The following is a 24,252-nucleotide window of genomic DNA, read 5'->3' on the forward strand; positions in this document are numbered from 1 at the left end:
CGCAGACAATTAAACCGGCTTCTTTAAACGTCTGGGCAGTATAGTGACCACAACGAGCGCGCAGCCGCACCCTGCGAATGGAGGAGTTATGACCGAACATCACGCCATCAGTCGCCGAGCGTTTACGCTGGGCCTTGGACTTGCAGCGTTGTCGCCTCTGGCAAGCCTGCCCGAAACCGCCATGCTGGGCATTAGTCCGCGGACAGCCTTTGCGGACGGCACGGCCGATCCAGCGGCCAGCCTCGACAAGTTCGTCATTCGCCTTCGCCCCGCGGGCTATTTTCGCACCGCGAGCGTCAACGAAGACGGCAACGTCATCGGCAACGTCTGCCACCTATTTAATGACGGCACGTCCAGCAAGCTCATCCTTGAGCACGTAGCGACCGATACAGATAATACAAAATGGTATGCCATCCGCACCCTGCTCAATTTCGAAGAGCACAAGAAGACGGGCTACAGCATTTGGTCGGTCGATGGCGACTCGGACGAAGATGGAAAGGTCATCCACGTATGGAGTGGCGAGCATGACGACAAGCCCAGCCGCTCTTTTGCGTTCGACCGCCAGCAAGACGGAACCTACATCATCCGAGACCGCACAAACGAGGACAAAGACATTAATTACCTGGCCATAGAAAAGGACGGCAAAGACCAAGACGACAACAAGATCTGCCACAAGAGGAAGAGCATTCCGTGGGAACTCGAACTTGTCGGTTACAGCATGGGCAAGACCAATACCACAGTTAGCAGTATCGACTGGACCACGTATAGCAGCTACGTCGACGGACCATGTTGGATGAAATACGTCGACAACAACAAATACCTCGACGAGCTGAGCATCCCGGGCACGCATGATTCGAGCACCTGCAGCGTCGACAACGACACCGAGCCCCAAACCTCGCTTGTAAAGTGCCAGCAGGATTACATACCCACGCAGTTGCTCGAAGGCATTCGCTATTTTGATATCCGACTTGGAGGGAACAACGAGGACGACGACCCCGGTATCGTCCATGGAAGATGCTACCTGTTCAAAAAAGACGGGCACTATATGCAGCTCTCCGATGTCATCGGTTACTTCAAAACATTTTTGAACGAACACCCGTCAGAAGCGCTCATCATGCTTGTGTCACGAGGCAACAACGAAGCCACCGACGAAAGTGCTACGACGGCTTTCGCCAAGGTTATGGACAAGAATCCCGATCTGTTCTACACGTCGAGCCGCGTTCCCACACTGCGCGAGGCGCGCGGAAAGATCGTCCTGCTGCGTCGATTTGGACTCGCCGGCAGCAGCGTAAGCGGCCACACATGGGGCCTCGACCTCACCGAATGGGACGACAAAATCGCAGCACACTCCGACAGCTCCTCTATGTGTCTCGTCCAAGACGCGCGAGGCTTTGAGACTACGGGCAATGCGGGCGACATAGAGCCCTATTGCACAAAGGTATATGCCCAAGACCATTACAGCTGCACGGGATCCAGTAAGATAGCATGGGTCGATAGCGCCCTGAAGGCAGCGTCCGAACTCGAGCGCAACACCGTAGATATCACTGCCGCGGATGGAACAACGAAGAAGGCAACGGAGCGCTGCTGGTCTATCAACTACACCAGCTGCACGCAAAACAACCCTTTTACCGCAGCGCGAGTGGTCAACGAGCATCTGTACAAGAGCCCGTACATCAATCCCGACGGCACCGAGGAAACAGAGCCAGATTACCTCAAGCACATTGGCATCATCGCATCCGACTTTGTTGATGCAGCGCTGGCCCGGAGCATCTATCAGCGCAATTACGATACGGAGCACAAGCAGACGGCTTCGTACCACCTCCCGACCCGCATGCGCATGACGTACGGCGACTCGCTGAGCGATGCCTCGCTCCAGGATGGCAAGACCGCTGGCGAGGGCTATTTCCGCCTCGTCGACAGCAGCAACGTACTCAACGTGGCGGCTTCGGGCCATGTGTTTGAAATCGTATATGTGGATGTCGACGCCTTGGGCAACAAGACCGTTACGGCGCTGCGGGGCTCCGTGCCCATCGATATCGATCCGCGCGCGTTGACACCCCATTTTAAGGGGCTCGAGGGCCTTAAGGCCGGCGAGGACGTGCGCGCCAAGATTACGGCGTCACTCGAGGGCAAGCTCGAAAACGATGCCTGCACCGCCCAACTCGAGTTTATGCACGATGCAAACGGCGCTCCGGGAACGGCGATGGCCGAGGGCGAGGCATTTGCCGCGGGAACGTACTGGGTGCGTGCGAAAAAAGACCTGTTGGGCGACGCGGCGCAGAACTACACGCTCGCCAGCGACGGAGCCGCAAGCTTTACCGTAGCGGCCTCGGACAGTGCAGGCGGCGCCGGCGCCAACGCGGGCAGCGCGAACAAGAACGGTAAGGGCAACAAGGGCAAGGGCTCGGGCGGAAAGCTCGCCGACACGGGCGACGGCTCTGGCATTGCCGCCGGGCTCGCTGCCGCCGCCGTAGCTACAACGGTCGCCGGCGCAGCAATGCTTGTCAACGACCGCGAAGACAGCGAAGGCGCTAGCGAATAGGCAAGCCGACCGTTTGGACACATCGACTCAATCGGGGGCGCAGGATACCGTTCTGCGCCCCCGATTTTTACCGTGGCCCGAACGCCGCCATATGCTACATCAACATGTTCAGCGCGTTGACAAATTCCTAGGCCTGGGAGCGGCTGCTCAGGCTAAAGACACAAGCAGTCAACAGCCTGTTACGTAGGAAAACATCGCGGCCTTTGATTCTATTGACGCCCGTAATGTCCTTAAGATAGACAATCTCGGTGTGCTTGCCGCCGAAAGCGCCCTTCTTGAGCACCTCAATACGGTTGGGGTAGATCTTAACGTCTTTAAACCTACCCGAACCTTTGTCCTGGAACAGCAAAGTGTTGTTGTCCATGCGCGTCACTCCCGCGGGGTTCGCTAAAACTGCCTCTATGGCCACATTTTAGTCACCGCAAACCCTTTTCGCGGTCTTGCGCAGAGCACCAAATCGTGTCCGCACGAGGCTTCAAACTAGAATCAATAAAGGTGTTTGATGCGCTTGGTGAGCTCTTAGGATGTTCCTCAAATCGCCGGCATCGGAGGAGGTCTTACATGGTTTACGTATGGGAATTCGAGTTCTTTGATTCGGACGGCGTTGTCGACGCTGTGCCATGTGGCTCGCTGGGCGGAGGAGGGACGTTTGGCTCCGACCTAAACGACGCTGTCGAAAGCGCCGCTGATTTTCTCGCATGCATGGTCGATGACCACCTAATGGGCGGCGTCGATCTTCCCGCGCCGGACTTTGGCCACGAGCCGCAGCACGGTGGCAAGATTATCGCCGTGGCCGTCAGCCGCGAACTCGGCGACATCCCCGCCGTCACCGCAGCGGATGCCGCTCGTATGCTCGGCGTTAGCTCAGCACGGGTATCGCAACTGATAAATGCAGGACTGTTGGATTCATGGAAGGACGGCACCAAGCGCATGGTGTCCAAAGCTTCCATCGAGGCACGACTCGCCGATGCACCAAAGGCAGGACGCCCAAAAGAGGCCCCTATTGCTGTCTAAAGCAATAGCGTTGCAGGTTTTTCATTTGCCAGATTTGTTAACAAGCTCTCCCAATCCGGGACTCGCTGCGTCCCGAATTGAATTGGACACATTGCCGCTGATTGCCGCGCATTCTCAATCCAAAGTATAAGAGGAGTACTCCATGACAGACAGACCGAAAACAACACTGCGCGACTGCATCTACGGACTTGCCGTCGGCGACGCGCTGGGCGTTCCATACGAGTTTATGCCTCGCGGCACGTTCGAATGCACCGACATGATTGGCTATGGCACGCATGGGCAACCCGCCGGCACCTGGAGCGACGACACATCTATGACGCTTGCTACCTGTGACTCGATTAGGGAGCTCGGGCATATCGACACCGCAGACATGCGCGACAAGTTCGTAAGCTGGATTGCCCGTGGCGAATATACGATCGACGGCGTTTTCGATTACGGCGGCACGACCGCCCGCGCCTTGCGTACCGGCAAAGGAGGCTCCGGCGAGCGCGACAACGGCAACGGTTCGCTCATGCGCATCGCGCCCCTGGCGTTCACCGATGCGACGGACGAAGAGATCCGTGAGGTCTCTGCAATCACCCACGCTCATAGAACATCGACCGACACATGCGTCATATTTATCGAGCTGATGAGAGACGTGCTGAGCGGCGCACTCCCCTCGTGGGCGCTGCAGCTGAAAAGCGCGCCCGAGCACGAAATCAGATCCGGCGGCTTCGTGCGCGACACGCTTAAGGCAGCCACCTGGTGCTTCGTCAACACCAGCAGCTACGAAGACTGCGTGCTTGCCGCCGTCAACCTAGGCGACGACACCGACACCACCGCAGCCGTCGCAGGCGCCCTCGCCGGCACGGCCTACGGCATGGACGCAATTCCACAGGAGTGGATAGACACCCTACGCGGCAAGGAGCTGATTGAGAACTGCCTGTTTTAGATCGCGCATCACAGAATGGGTAGTGATAAATGGCTACGCTAATTATTCAAGGAAGAGAATATGACGTCACCCAGGAGCAAGCCGATGAATACAACGCGCTGTTCGACGAGATGTGCGAAAGGCTCGACGCCCTTCCGACTCCGAAACCGGGAACGCTCAACTTCAAATTGAGCCTCGATTTCAAGAGCATCACGGACGAGTACATGCCGAGGCTGCGCGAGATAATCGAGGACGCAAATCAGCCATGAGTCGCGGCAACAAAATCCTCTGACTAGAGGACGCCGCTTCGACGAAGCTCTTCCGCACTACATTGCCGCAATACGGTCATTTCTCAACAGCGAAGCTTGATTACCGAACGGTCATCATCCTAAAAAAGGCCTCGATAAAAAGGAAACAGGATGATGCGTCGCCGTTATCGCTGCCGCGCACGAACACAAAAGGAGCCATGGCATCATATGGGAAAAGCTATAGATTATGACTCCTTTGGAGTCGATGACCGACCGGATAGACTCTCTAACGTTCCGGATGAGGCTCTCGAGGCCCTGCTCGAGGAAGAGCGAGAAAACCCGCCGAAAACGTGGAAGGAGGCATGGAAGCGCAGTATCGACTGGGAACTCGAGCACGGCGTCAGGACCGTCAATGGCTAAGAATATTGGCACCACTCCAAAACGATGAGATGATTGAAGGGGGCTGCGATGGCTATCGAAACGCACAAATGGGAACAGGTCGACGAGCTCGCGAGCCAGTTCGAGGAACGCTTCGGCTATAAACCGACATGGTTCGGCAGTGTCGACGAAGTCTACGCGAAACTCGAGGAGTCTCTTAAAACGGGGACCCCGACACTCATGAAACAGGACCCTGAAGTCTGGCTTTAGTCCATAGTTCCAACCGCACCCGCCACATATCGCCGGTTGATTACCAACCAAATCAACGCTGCTCCAAAACGGGTGGAAACGAAGAATCAACCCGAACGAGCTTGGTTGATACCACTCCATAACAATGATATGCCGAACCAGTTGAGAAGGAGCTGATATGTATATCTACCTCAGCAAGGAGGACAGCGCGAAACTGGACCGTCTCATGCGTGAGTACGAGCGGACCTTCCATGAGAGGTGCCACGCTTACTGCATGCGCGACCCTATCGCCGAGATAGAGAAGTGTCTGAAAACCGGCAAGCCGTCCAAGATCAAGCCTGAACCCGGAGCGGTCTACTAGAGCAGTTTCAGAGCCCCTCTATTTTTGATGCCGCCACAACGGACAGGCACTTTTAGGAGACATCGGCAAGCATGATATTGCTCAACGTTCGTGCTATGAGCGTGAGCGTTTAATGGAGTGCCTGCGGGTCCTGCCGCCGCACAAAAACGGGGCGGCCCGCACCCCTGCGAGCCGCCCCGTAGCCCTAATCTTCAAGTTACAGCAACAACCGGTACTACTCCCCTACTTCCCAAATAGCGCACCCAGCAGGCCGCGGCGTTTGGGCTTTTCCTCTCGGTAGGAGCCCTCAGCCACCGCTGCCACCTGACGCGATTGCCCGCCGCCTCCATGGCGCACGATCTGGTACAGAAACGGCGATTTAACGTATTTGACCTCGATGGGCGTGGCGTGCACGGTGCTTTCGCTCGACAGCATCACGTTGGGATTGAGCGGTGCCACCACATGCGTCTCGCGCTTGTCGCTAAACACCACCGCGGCCGCGCGGCCCGTCTGGCCGTTTACGGCAATGCGCACCTGCTCGCCATCGCGGCTGTCCGACGCGGGACGGTCGACAAAGTAGACCGGCACCATCACCAGGCCGTCCTTATGCTTGCGGGCCTTGCGCGCCCAGGCGCGGATGCTCTTTTTATTGAGCCCCAGCACCGCCTCGGCATCGTTGCCGGCAACATCGAGCGCCAGCTTATCAATGACCACCTGGTCCTTGGTAGACGCATCGACGGAGACAACGCGGAAGTCGCCTTCCTGCATGGCAGGATCGAACGGCCCCACCTTGCCAAAGTCCCACGGCTCCAAAATGCCCATAAGACGAACGTCCAGGTAGTTTGCCCGCGGATATGCCCAGTCGAGCACCTCGTAGTACACCAAGGTCTCCTTGCTCAGCCCCTTGCCCGGGAAGGACGCCATCATGCGCAAATCCGCGAGCGCCATGGGAAAGTAGAAGAGCATCATGTCATTTTGAATCGCATCTTCCACGTCGTGCCCGGCAAAGGCTTCCGCATACTGGTGCACCAGCTGAAGTGCGTTAGCACGTGCCTGCTGCGGCGAGATTTCGCAGGGAATACCCTGCTCGGGTACATACTCCGCACCAACGCCCATGGTCAGGCGCTTGCTAAAGGTACCGGGCTTGAGTAGGTCTGCAACGCCGATCTTATTGCCGCAGGACGGGCACTCAAACACGCGCTGGGTCGACTCGCCTTCGAAGGATGCGCCGCAGAAGGGGCACGGGATACTCACGTGCGTGGCCTCCTGGAACTCCTGCGCCGTGCCGCGGTCCTCCCACAGTAGATGCTCCAGAACCGACTGGTTGCGCCAGTGCGCATGAAAGAAATACCAGTCGGGGTCCACCGGGCGCTCGAGCTGCGACACATGGGTGAGCTTAAGCAGCCCATCGACAACCGTCAGCGGCGCATGGCGAATGCCCAGGGCGCTCCTGGGCTCCCCCGCATCGGCCTGCCACGGAACGACCGTGCCGCAATAGGCGCACTCAAAGCTGCGTTGAGCCTGGTGTGAGTACATGGGGCCGCCGCAGTTTTGGCATTTAATGGCAAACATCTCGTCCATGGATACGTCCTCCTTTACGCAGGGGCTGTCGACATTAAGTATGTCGAGCAGGCAGGCACAAGCCCATACCCATGTGGCCCAAAATGAAGCACCCGGTCGGACAAAAAGCCCCGCTCGTTAGCTCCAGCAGACCATTACTGCATTTTCTGAGCATCGGCGCACGGCGCGCCCATGCGAGCTACACTATCCCCTTAAACGAGGATGCGAGGAGGTACGCCATGCTATTTGTAAATCGGCTGGTACATACACTTGTTCCTGGCAGCGAGGGCGAGCCGGTCGATGCATCTTGTCGCACCAACGCGGGCTTTGCCGCAAGCCTCATCTGCATTGGCCTCAACATTACCCTGTGCCTGGCCAAGGGCATCGCGGGTCTGCTCGCCGGCTCTGTCTCGCTCATCGCCGATGCCTTTAACAACCTCTCCGACGCCTCGAGCAACATTGTGAGCTTGCTCGGGTTCCGCCTTGCCAGCCGCCCGGCAGACGAAGGCCACCCCTATGGCCACGGCCGTTACGAATACCTCGCCGGCTTGTTTGTCGCCGTCCTCGTTTGTGCCGTCGGCATCAACCTGGTGCTCGAATCGATCTCCAAGATTATCAAGCCCTCCCCCACCGCCTACACGCTGGTCTCCCTAGCCGCCCTCGTCTTGTCCATGCTCGTCAAATTATGGATGGCCGCATTCAACCGCGCGCTGGGCGACCGCATCGACTCGGAGACGCTCATCGCCACGGCGCAGGACTCCAAAAACGACGTCATCACCTCGGGCTCGGTCTTGGCGGCGGCGCTTATTTCGCAGACGACCGGCTTTGACCTCGATGGCTGGGCAGGCCTGGGTGTGGGTATCTTCATCTGCATCAGCGGCATGGGCCTGGTGCGCGACGCCATCAGCCCGCTGTTGGGACAAGCGCCCGACCCCAAGCTCGTCCAGGAAATCCGCGACAGGATCATGTCGTACCCCCAGGTCTTGGGCACACACGACCTCATGGTGCACGACTACGGCCCCGGCCGTCAGTTTGCCAGCGCACACGTGGAAATGCCCGGCGAGGGCGATGCCTTTGAGCACCACGAGATCCTGGACACCATCGAACACGATATTAAACGCCAGATGGGCATCGACATCACGCTGCACTGCGACCCCATCGCCACCACCGGTGACGACCTACGCGGCTGGGTCAAGCGTGGCGTCATGCAGATCGATCCCGCGCTCTCCATCCACGACCTGCACGAACACGATGGCTTTGTGTCATTTGACCTGGTGCGTCCCGACGGTTTTCGCATCTCCGACGACGAGCTGTTGGAGCGCGTAACGCATATCGTGCACGAGCGCAGGCCCGATGCATCATGCGTTGTCACGTTTGACTCGGGCTTTAGCTCGCCCGACCGTCCGGCCGAACAGCTGTAGCCCCGCTCCGCTCGGCCGCTAGTTCCCCTGCGCGCCCGAAATGCCATTTTGCAGGGCATCCCAGGCGTTCGTTGCCATATCGCCCAGGTTCTGCGCAGTATCGCCGAGATTCTGAGCCGTGTCACCCAGCTCTTGGGCCTTATCCCCAAGCTCCTGCGCCTTGTTGCTCAGGTCCTCCAGCGTGTTGGAGCTCGAGCTGTCCGTGGCGCCTTGGTCGCCGGACGCGTTGCTCGACGAGCCATCCTTGCGCGTGAGCTGAATCTCGAGGTTACCGTTGTTGTTATAGTAGGCAGATGTGACGACCCAGTTGGCATCGACGACGGGCGTCGAGCCGTCGTCGGTCAGAATCACGGCATTCGAAAGATCGGCCCCGCGCGACTTGAGGAGCTTCTTGGCGTTTGACCAGTACTGACCCGGGATATCGCTCAGGTCGACGGTGCCGGACTGGGCAGTCTCGGTCTGCTCGGCCGTGGTATCAGTCGTGGCGCCCCGCTTGTTGAGCATGCCCGACACGATGGCAAACACAACCGACAAGGCAAAGAAGATCGCCAGCACGATGAGGATCTTCTTAATCACGCTCGACGAACGCGAAGGCTTCTTCTCCTCGTCCTCGCCATACTGGGGGATGGACTTGGGATACTCACGATACGGCTCGCGCGCGTATCGGTCGTGCGACTCGTAGCGCGGCTGTGCCGTGCGCGGCATATATGTCGTCTGCTGAGGTTGTGGAATGGGATTTTGCAGCAGGTCATCATAAGGGTCTACCGCCGCGTTGCCGTAGGGGTTCTGCGATGAGACACCATGCGGGTCCTGCGCCGCGTTTCCGTAATTCACAACGCGCGTGGGATCGGCCGACACCTGCGTCGTGTCGGGGGCAGCGTAGCCGGGATTCGGCACGATACGGGTCGTGTCGGCGCTACCACCGGCCTGTGCGGAGCCATATCCGCCCATCACAGTCGTCTTGTCCTGGTCCATGCAACGTTTCCTTTCCGTCGCCCGTAAGCATCAAGTTATCCATGCATTCTACCCGCGCAAAAGCCTATGATGGGCAAAGCCCGCCGGTATCTACAAGACATGTGCGGGCCTAAGGATCAAAAAGCCCCGCCGGGCCTTGGTAGGCGCGGCGGGGCGGGCAAGCGGCTATGAGCAGCAGGCTTAGAACAGGCCGGTGATGTTGCCGTCGTTGTCGACGTCGATGTTCTCGGCCGCGGGAACCTTGGGTAGACCCGGCATGGTCAGAACGCTGCCGGTCAGCGCGACCACAAAGTGGGCACCGGCGGAAACCTTGAGCTCGCGCACGGTGATGCGGAAGTTCTCGGGCGCGCCCAGAGCCTTGGCGTTATCGCTAAAGCTGTACTGGGTCTTGGCGACGCACACCGGCAGGTTACCAAAGCCGTTCTCGCGCAGCTCGGCGAGCTGGCGCTTGGCAGCCGGCGTAAAGTCGACACCATCGGCGCGGTAGACCTTGGTGGCAACGGCCTCCAGGGCGTCGGCCACATCGGCGCCGTCCTCGTAGGCAAACTTGAGCTCGCTCGGCTGCTCAATCAGGCGCATGACCTCATCGGCCAGGTCGAGCGCACCCTCGCCGCCCTTGGCCCAAACCTCGGACAGCTTAACGTTGACGCCGAGCTTCTGGCACTCGGACTCGATGAGCGCAAGTTCGGCCTCGGTGTCCGTCGGGAAGCGGTTGATGGCGACCACGCAGGGAAGACCATAGACGTTCTGGATGTTGTCGACGTGACGCAGCAAGTTGGGCATGCCGGCCTTAAGGGCCTCGAGGTTCTCGTCGTTGAGGTCGGCCTTGGCAACGCCGCCGTTGTACTTAAGCGCGCGGGCGGTGGCGACGACCACGACGGCGCTGGGGCGAACGCCCGTCATGCGGCACTTGATGTCCAGGAACTTCTCGGCACCAAGGTCGGCGCCAAAGCCGGCCTCGGTAATCGCGACGTCACCAAAACGCATGGCCATGCGGGTGGCCATGATGGAGTTACAGCCGTGGGCGATATTGGCGAAGGGACCGCCGTGGACAAACGCGGGCGTGCCCTCGAGCGTCTGCACCAGGTTGGGCTTGAGCGCATCCTTAAGCAGCGCAGCCATGGCGCCCTGAGCCTTGAGGTCGCGGGCGCGGACGGGCTCGCCGGCATAGCTGTAGCCGACAACGATCTCGCCCAAGCGCTCTTTGAGGTCGTTGATGCTCGTGGACAGGCACAGAATCGCCATGACCTCGGAGGCAACGGTGATATCGAAGCCGTCCTCGCGCGGCACGCCCTGGGCCTTGCCGCCAATGCCATCGATAACATGGCGCAGTTGACGGTCGTTCATGTCGACGACGCGCTTCCAGGTGATGCGCTTAACATCGATGCCGAGCTGGTTGCCCTGCTGAATATGGTTGTCGAGCATGGCGGCCAGCAGGTTGTTGGCGGCACCGATAGCGTGGAAGTCTCCGGTAAAGTGCAGGTTGATGTCCTCCATGGGGATGACCTGGGCCCAGCCGCCGCCGGCGGCACCGCCCTTTACGCCAAAGACGGGACCGAGCGAAGGTTCGCGCAGGGCAACGGCGCTCTTGACGCCGCGACGACGCAGACCGTCGGCCAGACCGATGGTCGTGGTGGTCTTGCCCTCGCCTGCAGGCGTGGGATTGATAGCGGTCACGAGGACAAGCTTGGCCTGGTGATCGGTCGGCTCGTTGAGCAGTGAATAGTCGACCTTTGCCTTGTCGAAGCCGTACGGAATCAGGTGCTTTACGTCGACGCCGGCGTTCTTGGCCACCTCGGTAATGGGCAGCGGCGTGACGGAACGTGCGATTTCGATGTCAGTAGGCATGGGCGGTCCTTTCGTTACCGGATGAGAAAAAGACCAATTCAGCATAGCACGGGCGCGCAATAGTAAAACGCCCATAACCGATGAACGGCGATATGTTTATCCAATGCCCAGCGATAGCCTACAGATGCGCTAAAACAAGCCCATTCCTACAGGGTCGGCTCGATACCCAAATGCTCGAATGTGCGCAGGGTTGCCTGACGACCCTGCGGCGTGCGAATCATCAACCCGCACTGCAACAGGTAGGGTTCGTAGACATCTTCGAGCGTACCCGGATCCTCGCCCACCGCGCTGGCAAGGGTCGTCAGGCCCACGGCACGGCCGGAGAACGTCTTGGCGAGCGTCTCCAAGATGCGAATGTCCATCCAGTCCAGACCAAGCTCATCAATCTCAAAGAACTCGAGCGCCTGACGGCAGATATCAAGCTCAATAGGACCGTTGCCGCGCACCTGGGCGTAATCGCGCACGCGCTTGAGCAAGCGGTTGGCAAGACGCGGCGTACCACGCGAGCGCGAGCCGATCTCGAGCGCGCTCGGATGGTCTATTGTCACTCCCAAAATGGTTGCCGAGCGCGTCACAATCTGGGCAAGCTCCTCGACCGTGTAGTAGTCCAGGCGATACGAAATGCCAAAACGGTCGCGCAGCGGGCCGGTCAGCATACCCGAGCGGGTCGTTGCCGCCACCAGCGTAAACTTGGGGATATCCAGGCGAATCGAGCGCGCCGCCGGACCTTTGCCAATCACGATATCGAGCGCAAAGTCCTCCATCGCGGGATACAGGACCTCCTCGACCGAACGATTGAGACGGTGGATCTCGTCGATAAACAGCACGTCACCCGGCTGTAAGTTGGTGAGGATGGCCGCCAGGTCGCCGGTGCGCGCGATGGCCGGGCCACTCGTCGTCTTAATCTGAGCGCCCAGCTCGTTGGCGATAACGGTGGCCAGCGTGGTCTTGCCCAGACCCGGAGGGCCCGAGAAGATCACGTGGTCGAGCGTCTCGCCACGGCTCTGCGCCGCCTCGATCAGCACGCGAAGGCTCAGCTTGATATGCTCCTGACCGCAGTAGTCGTCCAGGCGCTGGGGACGCAGGGTACGGTCGACATCGAGGTCCTCGGGCGTTAGCTCCGAGCCCACCATGCGCTCGCCATGCGCCATGGATGCCGCCGGCGAGTTGCCGGGCGTCGCCCACAGGTCCTGAGAGTCATCGGCTTCCCACATCACGCATCCATTCCGAGTCGCTTAAGCGCCGCGCCGAGCAGATCCTCGACACGCATATCCTGCCCATCATACCCGCTCAGAGCGACATCGGCCTCCTGCGGGCTAAAGCCCATGGAAAGGAGTGCCGCGCGAGCATCATCGATGGCCGAGGGAGCGGCAGCGGGCACGGGCATCGCAACCTGTCCGGGAATCACGTCGACCGGCACAAAGCCCTTATCCTTGGCAAAGGTACTCTTGAGTTCCAAGATGAGGCGCTGAGCTGTCTTTTTACCCACACCGGGTACCTTGGCCATGCCCTTGTCGTCCTCGGCCATCACCAGCGAATACAGCTGCCCCACGGTATAGGTGGAAAGCACGGCGAGCGCCAAGCGCGGGCCAACGCCCGAGACGGACACGAGCCGGTCAAACATCGTGCGCTCGTCCTTGGAGGCAAATCCGAAAAGTGTCATGGCGTCCTCGCGCACCTGCATACGCGTGTAGAGGCGGACCTCGCCGCCGGGCGTCGGCAACGTGGCCGCAGTGCTGCCCGAGATGCCGAGCTCAAAGCCCACGCCCGACACATCGACGACAGCAGAGCTCATCGTGGCCTCGACAAGCGTTCCGTGGAGCTGGGAGATCATCAGTATCCGGTTCCTCTCTGTTGATAGAACTCGCCGCCGGTAAGCGCTCGGGTGCGGCTGAGGTTAACGTGGCAGATGGCGCAGGCCAGGGCATCGGCGGCATGGTCGGGGTGCGGGTCGTGATCGAGCTGCGTAAGCGTGCGCACCATGTAGGCGACCTGTCGCTTATCTGCGGCGCCGGTGCCCACAACAGCCTGCTTAATCTGCATAGGCGTGTATTCGCCAATCTCGAGCGCGCACTCCGAAAGCGCCACAAGCGCAGCGCCGCGGGCATGCGCCGTGGGGATGGCCGAACGAACGTTAGCGCCAAAGTAGATGCTCTCGATAGCAGCGGTATCGGGACGATAGCGTTCGACAACGCCCTTGAGGTCGCGGGCGATATGCGACAGGCGCACCGCGAGCGGACTTCCAGCACTGGTCTCGATGCAGCCATAGGCACGACAGCGAACCTCGCCACGTCGCTCCTCGATAATCCCCCACCCCGTATGGGCCAAACCAGGGTCGATACCCAAGATAACCAAGCCAACCTCCCCTCGTCACAAGCGCAGCGCAAGGCAAGGCCCCACGCACTATTCACGAACGTCTGTTCTAGAATAACACAACAGCGACCGTATCTGGCAAGCAAGGTCGAACCATAGGTTGAGCATAAGTCAGCGAGCGAGTCCCTGCCGTGGCAAGGTGTCGCGAAAGAGGAGCGCCGCGTACTTCTGTACGCAAGCGACGGTTTGAGCGGCAGATGGCCCGGCAGGGGCTCGCGTAGCGTCGACTCGTTACGCGGTTTGGCAAAACCGCGTAACCTTTGCCCCATCCCCAGTTTAGTTCTGCGAGAAAAAAGGAAACTGACGGGGATCCACCGGCGGATGTGGCATCGGCGTGCCCTGGGACCCGCCCTGCGGTCCGCCCTGGCCGCCCATCATCCTTTCGATGGCGTCCTGGACCTCGCCCTCGAACTTTTTCATTCCCTCGTGCAAACGACGCTGACCGTCCTCAGAGCGCAGCTCCTCCATCTGCTCGGGCGAAATACCCAACAGCTCACCCAACAGACCCATCATCTCACCGCGCATGCGATCGCCCGTATCGCTATCGGCAAAGCGGCGCACTTCGGCGCGCGCCAGTGAATCGACCGTCATGCGCTCCTTGCCGTTGAGCCCCAAATCGGACCACGCAAGCATGTACGGCCAAGCGCGCTCGGCAAACGAACGGGCCGAAACGATCGGCGCCGGCGGCAACATGCGACGGGCAGCCTCACCCTGTCGAACGAGCATCAGCAGCAGCGAGCAGGCCTCAGGCTTGCCAGCGGCCATCGGGATGTCGTCGAGAGATCGATTGCGGTCCACGTGCGCCTCGAGCGCGCCATCGACCTCACCAGGCTCAAGCCCGCCGAGCAGCTGTGCCGCGCGGTCGAGCATATCGACCGGACCGTCGAGCGTCGAGAGCGCCTGCGCCAGCACTCGCTCCATACAATCTTCCACCGCGTTGAGCGTCACGAGCTCTTGGGGCACCACGGCAGACGTGCGGTTGCGTACGCGCGCCACAAACTCAAGCGTCGACAGGTACACATCGCCAAAGGGCGCAAAGTCGCCCTGGTAGCCGCCGGACAGCGCGGGCGCCGCCAGCGCGTACTCGGTCTTGGAGAGCGGGCTCAACGCCATGGCGCCCAGCTCGAGCGCCGTATCCTCGAGCATCAGGCCCAGCGCACGCGAGCGCAGACGCTCGGCATCGCCCGCCGACACGTCGCGATCGAGCACACGCGCCGCATCCGGTGCATCGCGCTCGACGGTGCGAATGTGCAGGCGCTCGGCAATCGCGCGGACGGCGGCGCAACGGGCGGCCTCGGCCTCTTCCTGAGCCGGCGTAAAGATACGGTTGCGCCCCAGCACAAGGCCAATCACATTACGCGGGCCCAGAGCGTCAACGGCAAGTGCCGCCAGCAGGGACGACGGCAAGTCACCCTCGAGTGCCACCACAGCACGCGACGCGCCGCGAGCTCGGGCATTGTCGCGCACGGCGAGCACCAGCGCCTGCCACAGCCACTCCTCGGAACGAAACTCGAGCAGTTCGTGATCTTCCAGGGCATCGAGCATCACGCCGCGCTGAATCTCCTGAACCAGCAGGCTCTCCTCAAAACACGGCGCCTGGGCCACCACGCGACCGCAGTCGTCGAGCACAAACGAACCGCCGGTATATACCGACTCGTCGTACGCACCGACCGGCGCCATGCAGGCAAACCACACGCTGCGCTTAGATGCGATCTTGCGGTAGGCACCGCTGCGAACGGCGGCGATGGCGGCAGTCTCGCGGTCGGTCATGTCAAACGCGTTGAATTGGAAATACACAATGAGGTCAACACCGGTCGGCAACATCTCGAGTTCGCGGTCCAAGTCAAAAATCACGGCGATGCGCACGCCGTCCACGTCGAACACCGGCGGCGCCCAACGCGTGTCGTTGTTCTCGCCACGCTGCAGGGCAATGCTCGATCGCGCCGGCACCACATGACCGTCCTTGAGCATCATGTAGTCGAGCAGCGGCTGGCCCTCAAACGAAACCGCCGCGGGCACGATGCAGATCATATCGAGCTCTTGGATACGCTCGGCAACACCGGTCAGGCCTGTCAGCATGTCGTGCTCAAAGTCGGCAGTACCCATCAGGCCGCCGGGCAGAGCACCCATAAAGAGCGGAGCCGGGACGCACAGCACGCGCGCCCCGCGCTCGTGGGCCAGACGAGCCTGGTCCTCGATGCGACCGCAAATGCCCTCAATATCACCCAGGCGCATATCGATCTGTGCAAGCGCGAGCTTCATGGCCCAGCCCTTTCCGTCGTAAACCATCGAAACCGTAGTAAAAGCGCCGGCCGCATAATGCAGCCGGCGCTTGCATGTGCATATGCTAGCTATGATACCCCGAGCGGGGGCGCGCTCCTAGAACGTCGCGGACCACAGCCCATGCAGGTTGCAGTAGGCATAGACGGTACCGGTCTTGGAGCCGCCAGCGAAAAACGTCGCGGGCTTCATGCCGGGCTCAAGGTAATGGACCTCCAGGCGGCCCTCGGCCTCAAGCGCGATCCACTCGATGTAGTGCTCGGGCAGCATGGGGTGCTCCGTCGAGCCCACGCGCGCACGAATGCCGTGGCCGTCGCGCTCGATCTCGACAACAGGCACGTGCTTCTCGTGCGCCGCATCCTCGGTGTTTGCCGTCAGCTCCGTGCAGCCGGCAGGGGTCGCAACGTCGTCGCCAAGAGCGGCAACGAGCTTGCCATCGGAGTCTTTAAAGAATTTCGCCATGATGTTCTCCTTTGCTGATGTGCCAATGTTCTCAATGGTTCTTATGCCCAAAGAGCGCCGAACCATCCATGGCATTACAAATGAACACATAACGGGTGAGGCAAGCGGTCGGGCCAGGACGAACCGGCGACCTGGCCCAGCCCGGCAGCCCCATCCCACGCGCAGCTAGCGACCGTCGCCACCGAGCAGCGCCAGAACGTCCTCGCGGGTAAACAGCGCCGACGAAATGCCATCGCCGCCGAGCACACTGTTGACCAGATCGCGCTTGGACTCCTGCATCTGCATGATGCGCTCCTCGATCGTGTCCTTGGCGATGAGCTTGTACACGGTCACGGTGTGCTGCTGGCCAATGCGGTGGGCGCGGTCGGTCGCCTGGTCCTGCGCCGCCACGTTCCACCACGGGTCGTAGTGGATGACCACGTCGGCAGCCGTCAAATTAAGGCCCACGCCGCCCGCCTTGAGCGAAATCAAGAACACCGGCACCTCGCCCGCTTGGAACTGCGCAACCATCTTGGCGCGGCTCTCTTTAGACGATGCGCCCGTAAGCTTAAGGAAGGCGATATCCTCCTTGGCCAGGCGCTTGCCGATGATATCGAGCATGCCCGTAAACTGGCTGAATAGCAAGATGCGATGACCGCCGTCGAGCGCGCCGTGGACGAGCTCCATACACGTATCGAGCTTGGCGCTTCCCGCCTTGTAGTCCGCGTAATGCAGATGAGGATCACAGCAGATCTGGCGCAGCTTGGTGAGCTCGGCAAGTACCTTGAGCTTATCTTTTTTGAACTCCCCGGCCTCGCGGTGCTGCACTTGCTGGGCAATGCGGTCCTGGTTGGCCAGGTAGAGCTTGCGCTGCTCGCCGGCGAGCTGCGCCATCACCGTGTCCTCGATCTTCTCGGGCAGGTCGGCCACCACGTCTTCCTTGACGCGGCGCAGCACAAACGGCGACACGAGCGCCTGCAGGCGAGCGGCGCTGTCACCCTCGGCGTGCTCGACCGGGCTTTCGAAGCGCTTGGCAAACGACTCGCGCGTGCCGAGCAGGCCCGGCACCAAAAAGTCGAAGATACTCCAGAGCTCGGACAAGCGGTTTTCGATGGGCGTGCCCGTCAAGGCAAAGCGCACAGCGGCCGGCAGACGCTTTGCGGCGCGAGCCACCTGCGTGAGTGGGTTTTTAATGTACTGGGCTTCATCCAGCACCACGCGGGCAAAGTCCTGCTCGACGTACTCGTCGATATCGCGGCGCATGAGGTCATACGACGTTACGACCACGTTATGCTCGGCCACGCCGGCTATCTGCACGCGACGTTGGGCCTTAGCGCCCACAATGGCGCACGCATCAATCGAGGGGGCAAAGCGCTCCAGCTCGGCAGTCCAGTTGTACACGAGCGATGCGGGACATACCACGAGCGTGGGCTTAGTGTCCCCCGCCTCCACGCGCGCCAGGATATGCGCGATCATCTGGAGCGTTTTGCCCAGGCCCATGTCGTCGGCCAAAATGCCGCCAAGGCCCAGATGCTCGAGCGAACCGAGCCACTGGTAGCCGTCAACCTGGTAGCCGCGCAGTGTGGCCTTGAGCGAGGCCGGCACCGTAAAGTCCATCTTGCCGAGCGTGTCCAGGCGCTCGACGGTGCGACGGAACGCAGCGTCGCGATCGGCTTCGAGCGCGGGCGTGCGCGCAAGCATGCTGTCGACGAACAGGGTACTCGACGCGGGAAGCGACACGCCGTCGAGCAGGTCGACAGCATCGACCCCCAGATCCTCGGCAAGGCCAAACGCGGCGCGCGCTCCCTCGTCCAGGCGAATGATGTCGCCCGACGTGAGACGAGCAAACGTCTGGTGACGCTTGTAGGAATCGAGGTAGATGGCAAGGTCTGCCGCCGAAAGGCCGCTCGCGCCCAGTTCGACGTCGAGCAGGTTACTCTTGACGGTGGCGCGCACTGAAAGCTTGGGCGCAGGGCGGACCGAGATCTGGCGCAGACGGTCGCTGAGCATGACCTCGCCCAGCTCGGACAGGGCAGACAGGCCCTCAGTCAGCAAGTGGAACAGACTCTCGTCATCGCGTTCCTCAAACGCCAGGCCACCCTCGTAAAAGTCGAAATACAGAGCCGCCGTGTCCATAACGCGAAACTCTGCCACCTCGTCGCGCGGCGGCACGCCCGGGCGCTGCTCTTCGAAGGGGCTGCCCGGAGCGCCCATGCTAAAGAGATCTGCCGACCAGTCGCCGTAGGTAACCGTAATTTTGCAGGTCACAAGGCCATCGTCGACGCCGATCGCCATGGCAAAGCTTGGCTCGGGCGCCACGGTATCGAGCACAGCGGGCGCGGTAAGGTCGGTGTAGTCGCGCAAGATAGGCAGCGCCATGCGGCAAAACTCACCCACCTGGTCGGCGGCGATATGGACCGGTGTGAGGCAGGGCAACAAGTGCGATAGGAACGGCGCGGCATGTTGGGCAAACGCCGTGTCGGTACGGCGCGCGCGGCGCGTATCGACCAGATAGGCAACGTCGCCCGAGGCAAAGCAGTACGTATCGGCCGGAAGGCGCAAGTCGTAGCTGCCCCCGGCTGCCGGCACAATCTTGGCAGCAATCAGTGGCGGGCGCTTAGCCGGAACTTCGCCCTCCCCTTCCGGCAACGACTCGACTGCCACCTCGTAGGCGCGGTGCGTCGTCGTCCCCCGCGACCAAGCAGGTTCAAAGGACATGGTCCTGCCACGCAGCAGGTCCAGCACGGACACGATGGAATACTCGGATACCGGCAACTGACGCTCGGCGACAAAACCGCTGCGGGCAAAGTCGTACGATGCCGAGCGCGAGCTCGTAATATCGCCTAGGTAGGCGACCGTCATTGCAACAAAGTCGAGCAGCTTTGCCGATACATCATCGAAAGCCTCGGGCGCATGAAGGAACGTAAGCTTCTTGCCATAGGAGAACGTACCGCCGCGCTCATAGGCATCGGCCATGCCGTCGATATCCTTAACCACGTAGGACACCGAGCCGCAGCGGATGCGAAACTCAAGCGCCCAGCTAAAGCGATCGGCAAACAGCGGATTGTAGTACGGCACCAGCGAGGGCTCCAGCACTGCTTTGGGCGCATCGGGATCAATGGTGCCAGCGAGCTTGCGGCGCATGGCCACGAGTTTGTCCATGCGCGCGTCCGAAAGATCGGAAAGTGCTGCCACAAGGCTCGGGCTCGTGGGCACGGGCGCCGGGAAGGGAAAGTTGGGGTTGACCGCAGATGCGCTGGGCGCGGGGCGTGTGGGCTGATTGGACTGTGCGGGCGACACCGTAAACGTGCGGACCGGCGTGCGCAAACCCTCGACGGGCTCGGCGCCGCTGGCATCCAGATACGCCAACGCCGTGGCGATGGCGTGCTTGCACATGCCGGAATAGCGGAAGGCGGCGGGACAATCGCAGTCGTAGTCGACAACCTCGTGCTCGTCCATATCGAGCGTCACGTGCGTCTTATACAGGTCGCCGCGCGAACCACGCACCGTACCCTCGATATTCACGTTTTTGGAGAAGCGCGAGCCGGAGTCCTCAAACGACAGCACGGCGCCGTTGAGCATGAGCGAACGCCCCTTCATAAAGGTACTGCTGAGCGCCGCCTCCTTACGAAGCGTCTGCACAAACGTCCCCTGCGCCATCGCTTCCTCCAATCTCGCGCCGGGTAGCTAATTTGGGACGGGGCTATTTTAGCTACCCCCATATGTCGATTGAGATGTGTTCCGACCCCGACTCATTCGCCGTCAGCCAAAGGGTAGCTAAAAAAGCCCCGTCCCAAATTAGCTACCCCGCCAACGGCGTCCTTAGATCACCGTCACGCGACCTTGGTTACCCACGATGGCCTTGGCCTCGGCCAACAGCGGAATCGAGCGTGCGTTGACCTTAGCAGGTACCTCGGCACGCAGCACGCGCCCGTCCGCCTGCTCGATAAAGATCTCTACGCGGTCGCCGCCCGGGTTGGCGGTGAGCACCGTGGCAAGACGCGCCATGTTGCCCTGGCTAAAGCGGCTGTTGGGCACCATGACCTCAAACACCTTGGGCTTGTTGTTCTCCTCGTTGAGCTCAAGCGGCACAATCTCCTGCGCGATGATCTGGTCGCCGCGGTCCGAGCGCTCGAGCTTGCCCTTAATGCGCACAAACGCATCGGACAGCTGCGCGCCGGTCTCGGGGTCGACCTCGCCGTACAGATACCCCTCGGCCTCCTTGAAGGTCTTGGGGAACACCACGACCGTGGCCTCGCCTTCCATGTCCTCGAGCTGCACGATGCCCATGGGGTCGCCGTTTTTGGTCACGCGCTTGGACACGCTCGAGACCATACCGGCCCACCACAGCGCCTTGCCCTCGGGAATTTCCTGGTTGATGGTGCCGCCCGTGGGGTTTTGCACCTCGTAGCCGGTGTCGATCTGCGAAAACGAGAAGTCGCGTGCTTTGCTGAGCGCATACTCAAACGGGCGCAGCGGGTGGTCCGAGACATAGATGCCCAGAACCTCCTTCTCCTGGCTCAGCTTAAGGTGGCGGTCCCATTCCTGGCCATCCGGATCGGGTACGATCACCTCAAAGCCCGAGCCCTCAACGTCGCCAAACATGTCGAAGAACGACGTCTGGCCGCTCGCGCGATCCCTCTGGCGCTTTGCCGCGGCATCGATGATGTTCTCGGGGTTGTTCTTGTCCACAAAGTGCATCATCTGACGACGCGGATACCCCGTGGAGTCGAAGGCACCTGCCTTGATGAGCGATTCGATCACGCGACGGTTGGCCTGGCTCGAGTCCACGCGCTCGACAAAATCATGCAGCGTCTTAAACGGACCGCCCGCCTCGCGCTCGGCGATAATCGCCTGCGCCACGCCGGTGCCCACGCCGCGGATGCCGGCCAGACCAAAGCGCACACCTTCCTTGGTAGCCGTGAACTCGGTACCGGACTCGTTGACATCTGGCGAAAGCACGGGGATGCCGTCGTGACGGCATGCCGAGACGTAGTGCACGATCTTGTCGGTCTTGCCCGTATAGGACGTCAGGACGGCCGCCATGTACTCGTGCGGATAGTGCGCCTTGAGCCACGCCGTCTGCATAACCAAGATGGCGTAGCCGGCGGAGTGCGACTTGTTAAAGGCGTAGGACGCGAACTCGAGAACATCGTCCCAAATCTTCTGGGCGACCTCGCGCGTGTAGTTGTTCTTGATAGCGCCGTTCATCCAGTGGTCGTAGGTGGTCTCGTCCGAGCCATCCTCCCAGTGGAGTACCGTCGACGTGAGCAGCTTGATCTTCTTCTTAGCCACGGGCTTACGGATACGCGAGTCCGATTCGCCCTTGGAGAAGCCGCACATCTCGACGGAGATGAGCATAACCTGCTCCTGGTAGACCATGGTGCCGTAGGTTTCGCCCAAGATGTCGTCCAGACGGTCGTCGTAGGAGACGGCCGGCTCCTTGCCGTTCATACGGTTGATGTAGGACGAAACCATGCCGGCGCCCAGCGGGCCCGGGCGGTACAGGGCGATCAATGCCACAACGTGCTTGTACTCGGTGGGCTTCATGTTCTTGATCGTGGCCGTCATGCCGGCGGACTCGACCTGGAAGACGCCGGCGGTGTGGCCGGAGCCCATGAGCTTAAAGATCTCGGGATCGTCAAAGGGAATCTCTTCCTCTTTGATGTCGATGCCGAAGTTCTTTTTGATGTTTGCCTTGGCCTTGGAGATAACCGTCAGCGTACGCAGACCCAAGAAGTCCATCTTGAGCAGGCCCATGTCGGCAACGGTATGGCCCTCGTACTGGGTAATCTCGACGCCGCCCTTGGTGTCGAGCTTGGTGGGCACGTGCTCGTTGACGGGGTCGCGGCAGATCAGAACGGCGCACGCATGCACGCCCTCGCCACGGGTGAGACCCTCGATCGAGAGCGCCGTGTCGATGATGCGGCGGGCGTCGTCGTCCTTTTTATAGGCCTCGGCAAAGTCGGGGTTAAACAGATCCTCTTTGCCGGGTTGTTTTTCGAGCACCTGCTTGAGCTTGACCTTGGGGTCGCTCGAGACCATCTTGGACAGGCGCTGGCCCATGTAGACCGGGTAGTCCAGGACGCGCGCGGCGTCGTTGATGGCCTGCTTGGCCTTAATGGTCGAGTAGGTGATGACGTGGGTGACCTTCTCGGGACCGTAGAGCTGGCGAACGTGCTCCACGACCTCGAGACGCCGCTCATCGTCGAAGTCCATATCGATATCGGGCATCTCGGTACGCTGCGGGGACAGGAACCTCTCGAACATCAGACCGTTCTCGAGCGGGTCGAACGCGGTGATGTTCATGGCGTAGGCGACGATAGCGCCGGCGGCCGAGCCACGGCCGGGGCCGACGCCGATGCCGTTGTCCTTGGCCCATTGCACGTACTCGGCGACGATCAAAAAGTAGGCGGCAAAGCCCTTGTCGCAAATGACCTTGTATTCGTACTCAAAGCGCTCTTTGATGTTGACGCCACCGATCTCGCGCGTGGCCCAGTCGTCACCGTAGTGCTGGCGCAGGCCTTTCTCGCACTCGCGGCGGAACTGGCTCTCGTGCGTCTCGCCGGGATCGAGCAGCGGAAAGCGCGGCAGGATGATGGAGTCCCAGTCCAGCTCAACGTAGCACTTGTCGGCGATCTCGAGCGTGTTGTCGCAGGCCTCGGGGCAATACGGGAACATCGCCCGCATCTCCTCCTCGGTCTTCATGTAAAACTCCGAGCCGGTCATGCGCATGCGGTTGGGGTCGTCGACCTTGGCGTTCATGCCGATGCACATGATGACGTCCTGCACGGGCGCGTCCTCGCGGCGCAGGTAGTGGAAGTCGTTGGTGGCGATGACCTTGACGCCCACCTGTTTGGCGATATCAATGAGCGTGCGGTCCATCTGCTCGTCGGTCAGGCCGTTATCGGTGGTGATGCCGTGTTCCTGGATCTCGATGTAAAAGTCACCAGGCTCGAAGGTATCACGGAAGGTCTCGGCCCACTTGATGGCGCCCTCCATGTCACCGCGGTCGATGTATTTGGGGATGATGCCCGCGATGCAGGCGCTGGTGCAGATCATGCCCTTGGCGTGGCGGCGCAGGTTGTCGAGCGTCACGCGCGGCTTGTAGTAAAAGCCCTGCACGGCGGCCTCGGAGACCGTCTGCATCAGGTTGACGTAGCCCTCCTGGTCCTTGGCCAGAAGGATCATGTGGTAGAGCTCGGGCTTGTGGTCGCGGGCGAGCGTCTCGTCCGGCGTAAAGTAGACCTCGCAGCCAAAGATGGGCTTGATGACCAGAGGCGGCTTGAGCTCGTCGATATTGCCCTTCTCGTCCCACATGGCCATGTCCTTCACATACTGGGCATGCTCGCGCGGGTTTGCCTCGGGATCGGGCTCCACCAGCTCGTCGCGGCGGTCCTTTTCCAAGAAGGCCTTGTCGTGGCTCCACGTTTTGTACTCGGGCGTGTTGTGGTTGACGGCGTCGCAGGCCAGCGCCAGATCGGGCACGCCATACATGTAGCCGTGGTCGGTAATGGCCACGGCGGGCATGCCCAGCTCTACGGCACGGTTGACCATATCCTGGATACGGGTTGCGCCGTCGAGCATGGAGAAAACAGTGTGGTTGTGCAGATGGACGAATGCCATGTGATGAGCTCCGATGCGGGTTCGTGTTCTGACTGAACGATTTTACC

General features: G+C 60.8%; 19 protein-coding genes. 8 read left to right on the plus strand and 11 right to left on the minus strand.

All coding sequences use genetic code 11. The annotated features are described in order from the left end of the window. Positions 1–88 precede the first annotated feature (88 nt). Entirely contained in the window at positions 89–2,542 is a 2,454-nt protein-coding gene (locus ACQRAQ_RS00050; RefSeq protein WP_427793298.1) for a phosphatidylinositol-specific phospholipase C, read from the plus strand. Between the two features lie 127 nt (positions 2,543–2,669). On the opposite strand, the gene ACQRAQ_RS00055 is transcribed toward ACQRAQ_RS00050, so the two are convergent. Then, on the minus strand, positions 2,670–2,906 hold the full coding sequence (locus ACQRAQ_RS00055) for a hypothetical protein (RefSeq protein ID WP_427793300.1): 237 nt from the start codon (positions 2,904–2,906) through the stop codon (positions 2,670–2,672). A 197-nt stretch (positions 2,907–3,103) separates the two neighbouring features. Here ACQRAQ_RS00055 and ACQRAQ_RS00060 point away from each other — a divergent pair, with 197 nt between their 5' ends. The 6 genes from ACQRAQ_RS00060 to ACQRAQ_RS00085 all read left to right on the plus strand — a co-directional run bounded on the left by ACQRAQ_RS00060 (position 3,104) and on the right by ACQRAQ_RS00085 (position 5,702). After that, positions 3,104–3,556 (plus strand): helix-turn-helix domain-containing protein, encoded by a 453-nt coding sequence (locus tag ACQRAQ_RS00060; RefSeq protein ID WP_427793302.1) that lies wholly within the window; start codon positions 3,104–3,106, stop codon positions 3,554–3,556. Between the two features lie 142 nt (positions 3,557–3,698). Next, positions 3,699–4,487, plus strand: a complete 789-nt coding sequence (locus ACQRAQ_RS00065; protein WP_427793303.1) for an ADP-ribosylglycohydrolase family protein — start codon at positions 3,699–3,701, stop codon at positions 4,485–4,487. Between the two features lie 29 nt (positions 4,488–4,516). After that, entirely contained in the window at positions 4,517–4,735 is a 219-nt protein-coding gene (locus ACQRAQ_RS00070; RefSeq protein ID WP_427793305.1) for a hypothetical protein, read from the plus strand. A 207-nt stretch (positions 4,736–4,942) separates the two neighbouring features. After that, positions 4,943–5,134 (plus strand): hypothetical protein, encoded by a 192-nt coding sequence (locus ACQRAQ_RS00075; RefSeq protein ID WP_427793306.1) that lies wholly within the window; start codon positions 4,943–4,945, stop codon positions 5,132–5,134. 48 nt (positions 5,135–5,182) lie between these two features. Next, positions 5,183–5,362, plus strand: a complete 180-nt coding sequence (locus ACQRAQ_RS00080) for a hypothetical protein (protein ID WP_427793308.1) — start codon at positions 5,183–5,185, stop codon at positions 5,360–5,362. Between the two features lie 157 nt (positions 5,363–5,519). Further along, a complete protein-coding gene (locus ACQRAQ_RS00085) occupies positions 5,520–5,702 on the plus strand; it encodes a hypothetical protein (RefSeq protein ID WP_427793310.1) in 183 nt (60 codons plus the stop codon). A 222-nt stretch (positions 5,703–5,924) separates the two neighbouring features. On the opposite strand, the gene ACQRAQ_RS00090 is transcribed toward ACQRAQ_RS00085, so the two are convergent. Beyond that, on the minus strand, positions 5,925–7,262 hold the full coding sequence (locus ACQRAQ_RS00090) for a hypothetical protein (protein WP_427793311.1): 1,338 nt from the start codon (positions 7,260–7,262) through the stop codon (positions 5,925–5,927). 218 nt (positions 7,263–7,480) lie between these two features. On the opposite strand from ACQRAQ_RS00090, the gene ACQRAQ_RS00095 reads away from it, so the two are divergent. Continuing rightward, a complete protein-coding gene (locus ACQRAQ_RS00095) occupies positions 7,481–8,662 on the plus strand; it encodes a cation diffusion facilitator family transporter (protein ID WP_427793312.1) in 1,182 nt (393 codons plus the stop codon). Positions 8,663–8,680: 18 nt separating this feature from the next. Here the strand turns inward: ACQRAQ_RS00095 and ACQRAQ_RS00100 are convergent, their stop codons facing one another. The 9 genes from ACQRAQ_RS00100 to dnaE all read right to left on the minus strand — a co-directional run bounded on the left by ACQRAQ_RS00100 (position 8,681) and on the right by dnaE (position 24,205). Continuing rightward, positions 8,681–9,637 carry a hypothetical protein gene (locus ACQRAQ_RS00100; protein ID WP_427793314.1) on the minus strand — a complete coding sequence of 319 codons (957 nt, stop codon included), beginning with the start codon at positions 9,635–9,637 and terminating at the stop codon, positions 8,681–8,683. 180 nt (positions 9,638–9,817) lie between these two features. After that, positions 9,818–11,485, minus strand: coding sequence for a formate--tetrahydrofolate ligase (locus ACQRAQ_RS00105; RefSeq protein ID WP_427717820.1), 1,668 nt, complete (start codon positions 11,483–11,485; stop codon positions 9,818–9,820). A gap of 146 nt (positions 11,486–11,631) precedes the next feature. Next, positions 11,632–12,699 (minus strand): Holliday junction branch migration DNA helicase RuvB, encoded by a 1,068-nt coding sequence (gene ruvB / locus ACQRAQ_RS00110; protein ID WP_427793316.1) that lies wholly within the window; start codon positions 12,697–12,699, stop codon positions 11,632–11,634. Further along, positions 12,699–13,319, minus strand: coding sequence for a Holliday junction branch migration protein RuvA (gene ruvA / locus ACQRAQ_RS00115; protein ID WP_427793317.1), 621 nt, complete (start codon positions 13,317–13,319; stop codon positions 12,699–12,701). Before ruvA ends, ruvB begins: the two co-directional genes overlap by 1 nt. Beyond that, positions 13,319–13,840 carry a crossover junction endodeoxyribonuclease RuvC gene (gene ruvC, locus ACQRAQ_RS00120; protein ID WP_035137351.1) on the minus strand — a complete coding sequence of 174 codons (522 nt, stop codon included), beginning with the start codon at positions 13,838–13,840 and terminating at the stop codon, positions 13,319–13,321. Before ruvC ends, ruvA begins: the two co-directional genes overlap by 1 nt. Before the next feature lie 294 nt (positions 13,841–14,134). Then, the gene (locus tag ACQRAQ_RS00125) at positions 14,135–16,120 is read right to left on the minus strand and encodes a hypothetical protein (protein WP_427793318.1); all 1,986 of its coding nucleotides are present in this window, start codon (positions 16,118–16,120) and stop codon (positions 14,135–14,137) included. 117 nt (positions 16,121–16,237) lie between these two features. After that, a complete protein-coding gene (locus ACQRAQ_RS00130) occupies positions 16,238–16,600 on the minus strand; it encodes a desulfoferrodoxin family protein (RefSeq protein WP_427793320.1) in 363 nt (120 codons plus the stop codon). A gap of 165 nt (positions 16,601–16,765) precedes the next feature. After that, entirely contained in the window at positions 16,766–20,239 is a 3,474-nt protein-coding gene (locus tag ACQRAQ_RS00135) for an SNF2-related protein (protein WP_427793322.1), read from the minus strand. Between the two features lie 162 nt (positions 20,240–20,401). Next, positions 20,402–24,205: a DNA polymerase III subunit alpha gene (dnaE, locus tag ACQRAQ_RS00140; protein WP_427793324.1), complete on the minus strand. Its 3,804-nt coding sequence runs from the start codon at positions 24,203–24,205 to the stop codon at positions 20,402–20,404. Positions 24,206–24,252: the final 47 nt, after the last annotated feature.

It is taken from the genome of Collinsella sp. SGI.178, assembly GCF_050313495.1.
Classification (GTDB): Bacteria; Actinomycetota; Coriobacteriia; order Coriobacteriales; family Coriobacteriaceae; genus Collinsella.

Coding starts and splice junctions, on each gene's coding strand:
- ACQRAQ_RS00125 (WP_427793318.1), bottom strand. CDS start 16,120: ATGAAGCTCGCGCTTGCACAGATCGATATGCGCCTGGGTGATATTGAG.
- ACQRAQ_RS00085 (WP_427793310.1), top strand. CDS start 5,520: ATGTATATCTACCTCAGCAAGGAGGACAGCGCGAAACTGGACCGTCTC.
- ACQRAQ_RS00055 (WP_427793300.1), bottom strand. CDS start 2,906: ATGGACAACAACACTTTGCTGTTCCAGGACAAAGGTTCGGGTAGGTTT.
- ACQRAQ_RS00090 (WP_427793311.1), bottom strand. CDS start 7,262: ATGGACGAGATGTTTGCCATTAAATGCCAAAACTGCGGCGGCCCCATG.
- ACQRAQ_RS00080 (WP_427793308.1), top strand. CDS start 5,183: ATGGCTATCGAAACGCACAAATGGGAACAGGTCGACGAGCTCGCGAGC.
- ACQRAQ_RS00105 (WP_427717820.1), bottom strand. CDS start 11,485: ATGCCTACTGACATCGAAATCGCACGTTCCGTCACGCCGCTGCCCATT.
- ACQRAQ_RS00095 (WP_427793312.1), top strand. CDS start 7,481: ATGCTATTTGTAAATCGGCTGGTACATACACTTGTTCCTGGCAGCGAG.
- ACQRAQ_RS00065 (WP_427793303.1), top strand. CDS start 3,699: ATGACAGACAGACCGAAAACAACACTGCGCGACTGCATCTACGGACTT.
- ruvA (WP_427793317.1), bottom strand. CDS start 13,319: ATGATCTCCCAGCTCCACGGAACGCTTGTCGAGGCCACGATGAGCTCT.
- ACQRAQ_RS00060 (WP_427793302.1), top strand. CDS start 3,104: ATGGTTTACGTATGGGAATTCGAGTTCTTTGATTCGGACGGCGTTGTC.
- ruvB (WP_427793316.1), bottom strand. CDS start 12,699: ATGTGGGAAGCCGATGACTCTCAGGACCTGTGGGCGACGCCCGGCAAC.
- dnaE (WP_427793324.1), bottom strand. CDS start 24,205: ATGGCATTCGTCCATCTGCACAACCACACTGTTTTCTCCATGCTCGAC.
- ACQRAQ_RS00130 (WP_427793320.1), bottom strand. CDS start 16,600: ATGGCGAAATTCTTTAAAGACTCCGATGGCAAGCTCGTTGCCGCTCTT.
- ACQRAQ_RS00100 (WP_427793314.1), bottom strand. CDS start 9,637: ATGGACCAGGACAAGACGACTGTGATGGGCGGATATGGCTCCGCACAG.
- ACQRAQ_RS00050 (WP_427793298.1), top strand. CDS start 89: ATGACCGAACATCACGCCATCAGTCGCCGAGCGTTTACGCTGGGCCTT.
- ACQRAQ_RS00075 (WP_427793306.1), top strand. CDS start 4,943: ATGGGAAAAGCTATAGATTATGACTCCTTTGGAGTCGATGACCGACCG.
- ACQRAQ_RS00070 (WP_427793305.1), top strand. CDS start 4,517: ATGGCTACGCTAATTATTCAAGGAAGAGAATATGACGTCACCCAGGAG.
- ACQRAQ_RS00135 (WP_427793322.1), bottom strand. CDS start 20,239: ATGGCGCAGGGGACGTTTGTGCAGACGCTTCGTAAGGAGGCGGCGCTC.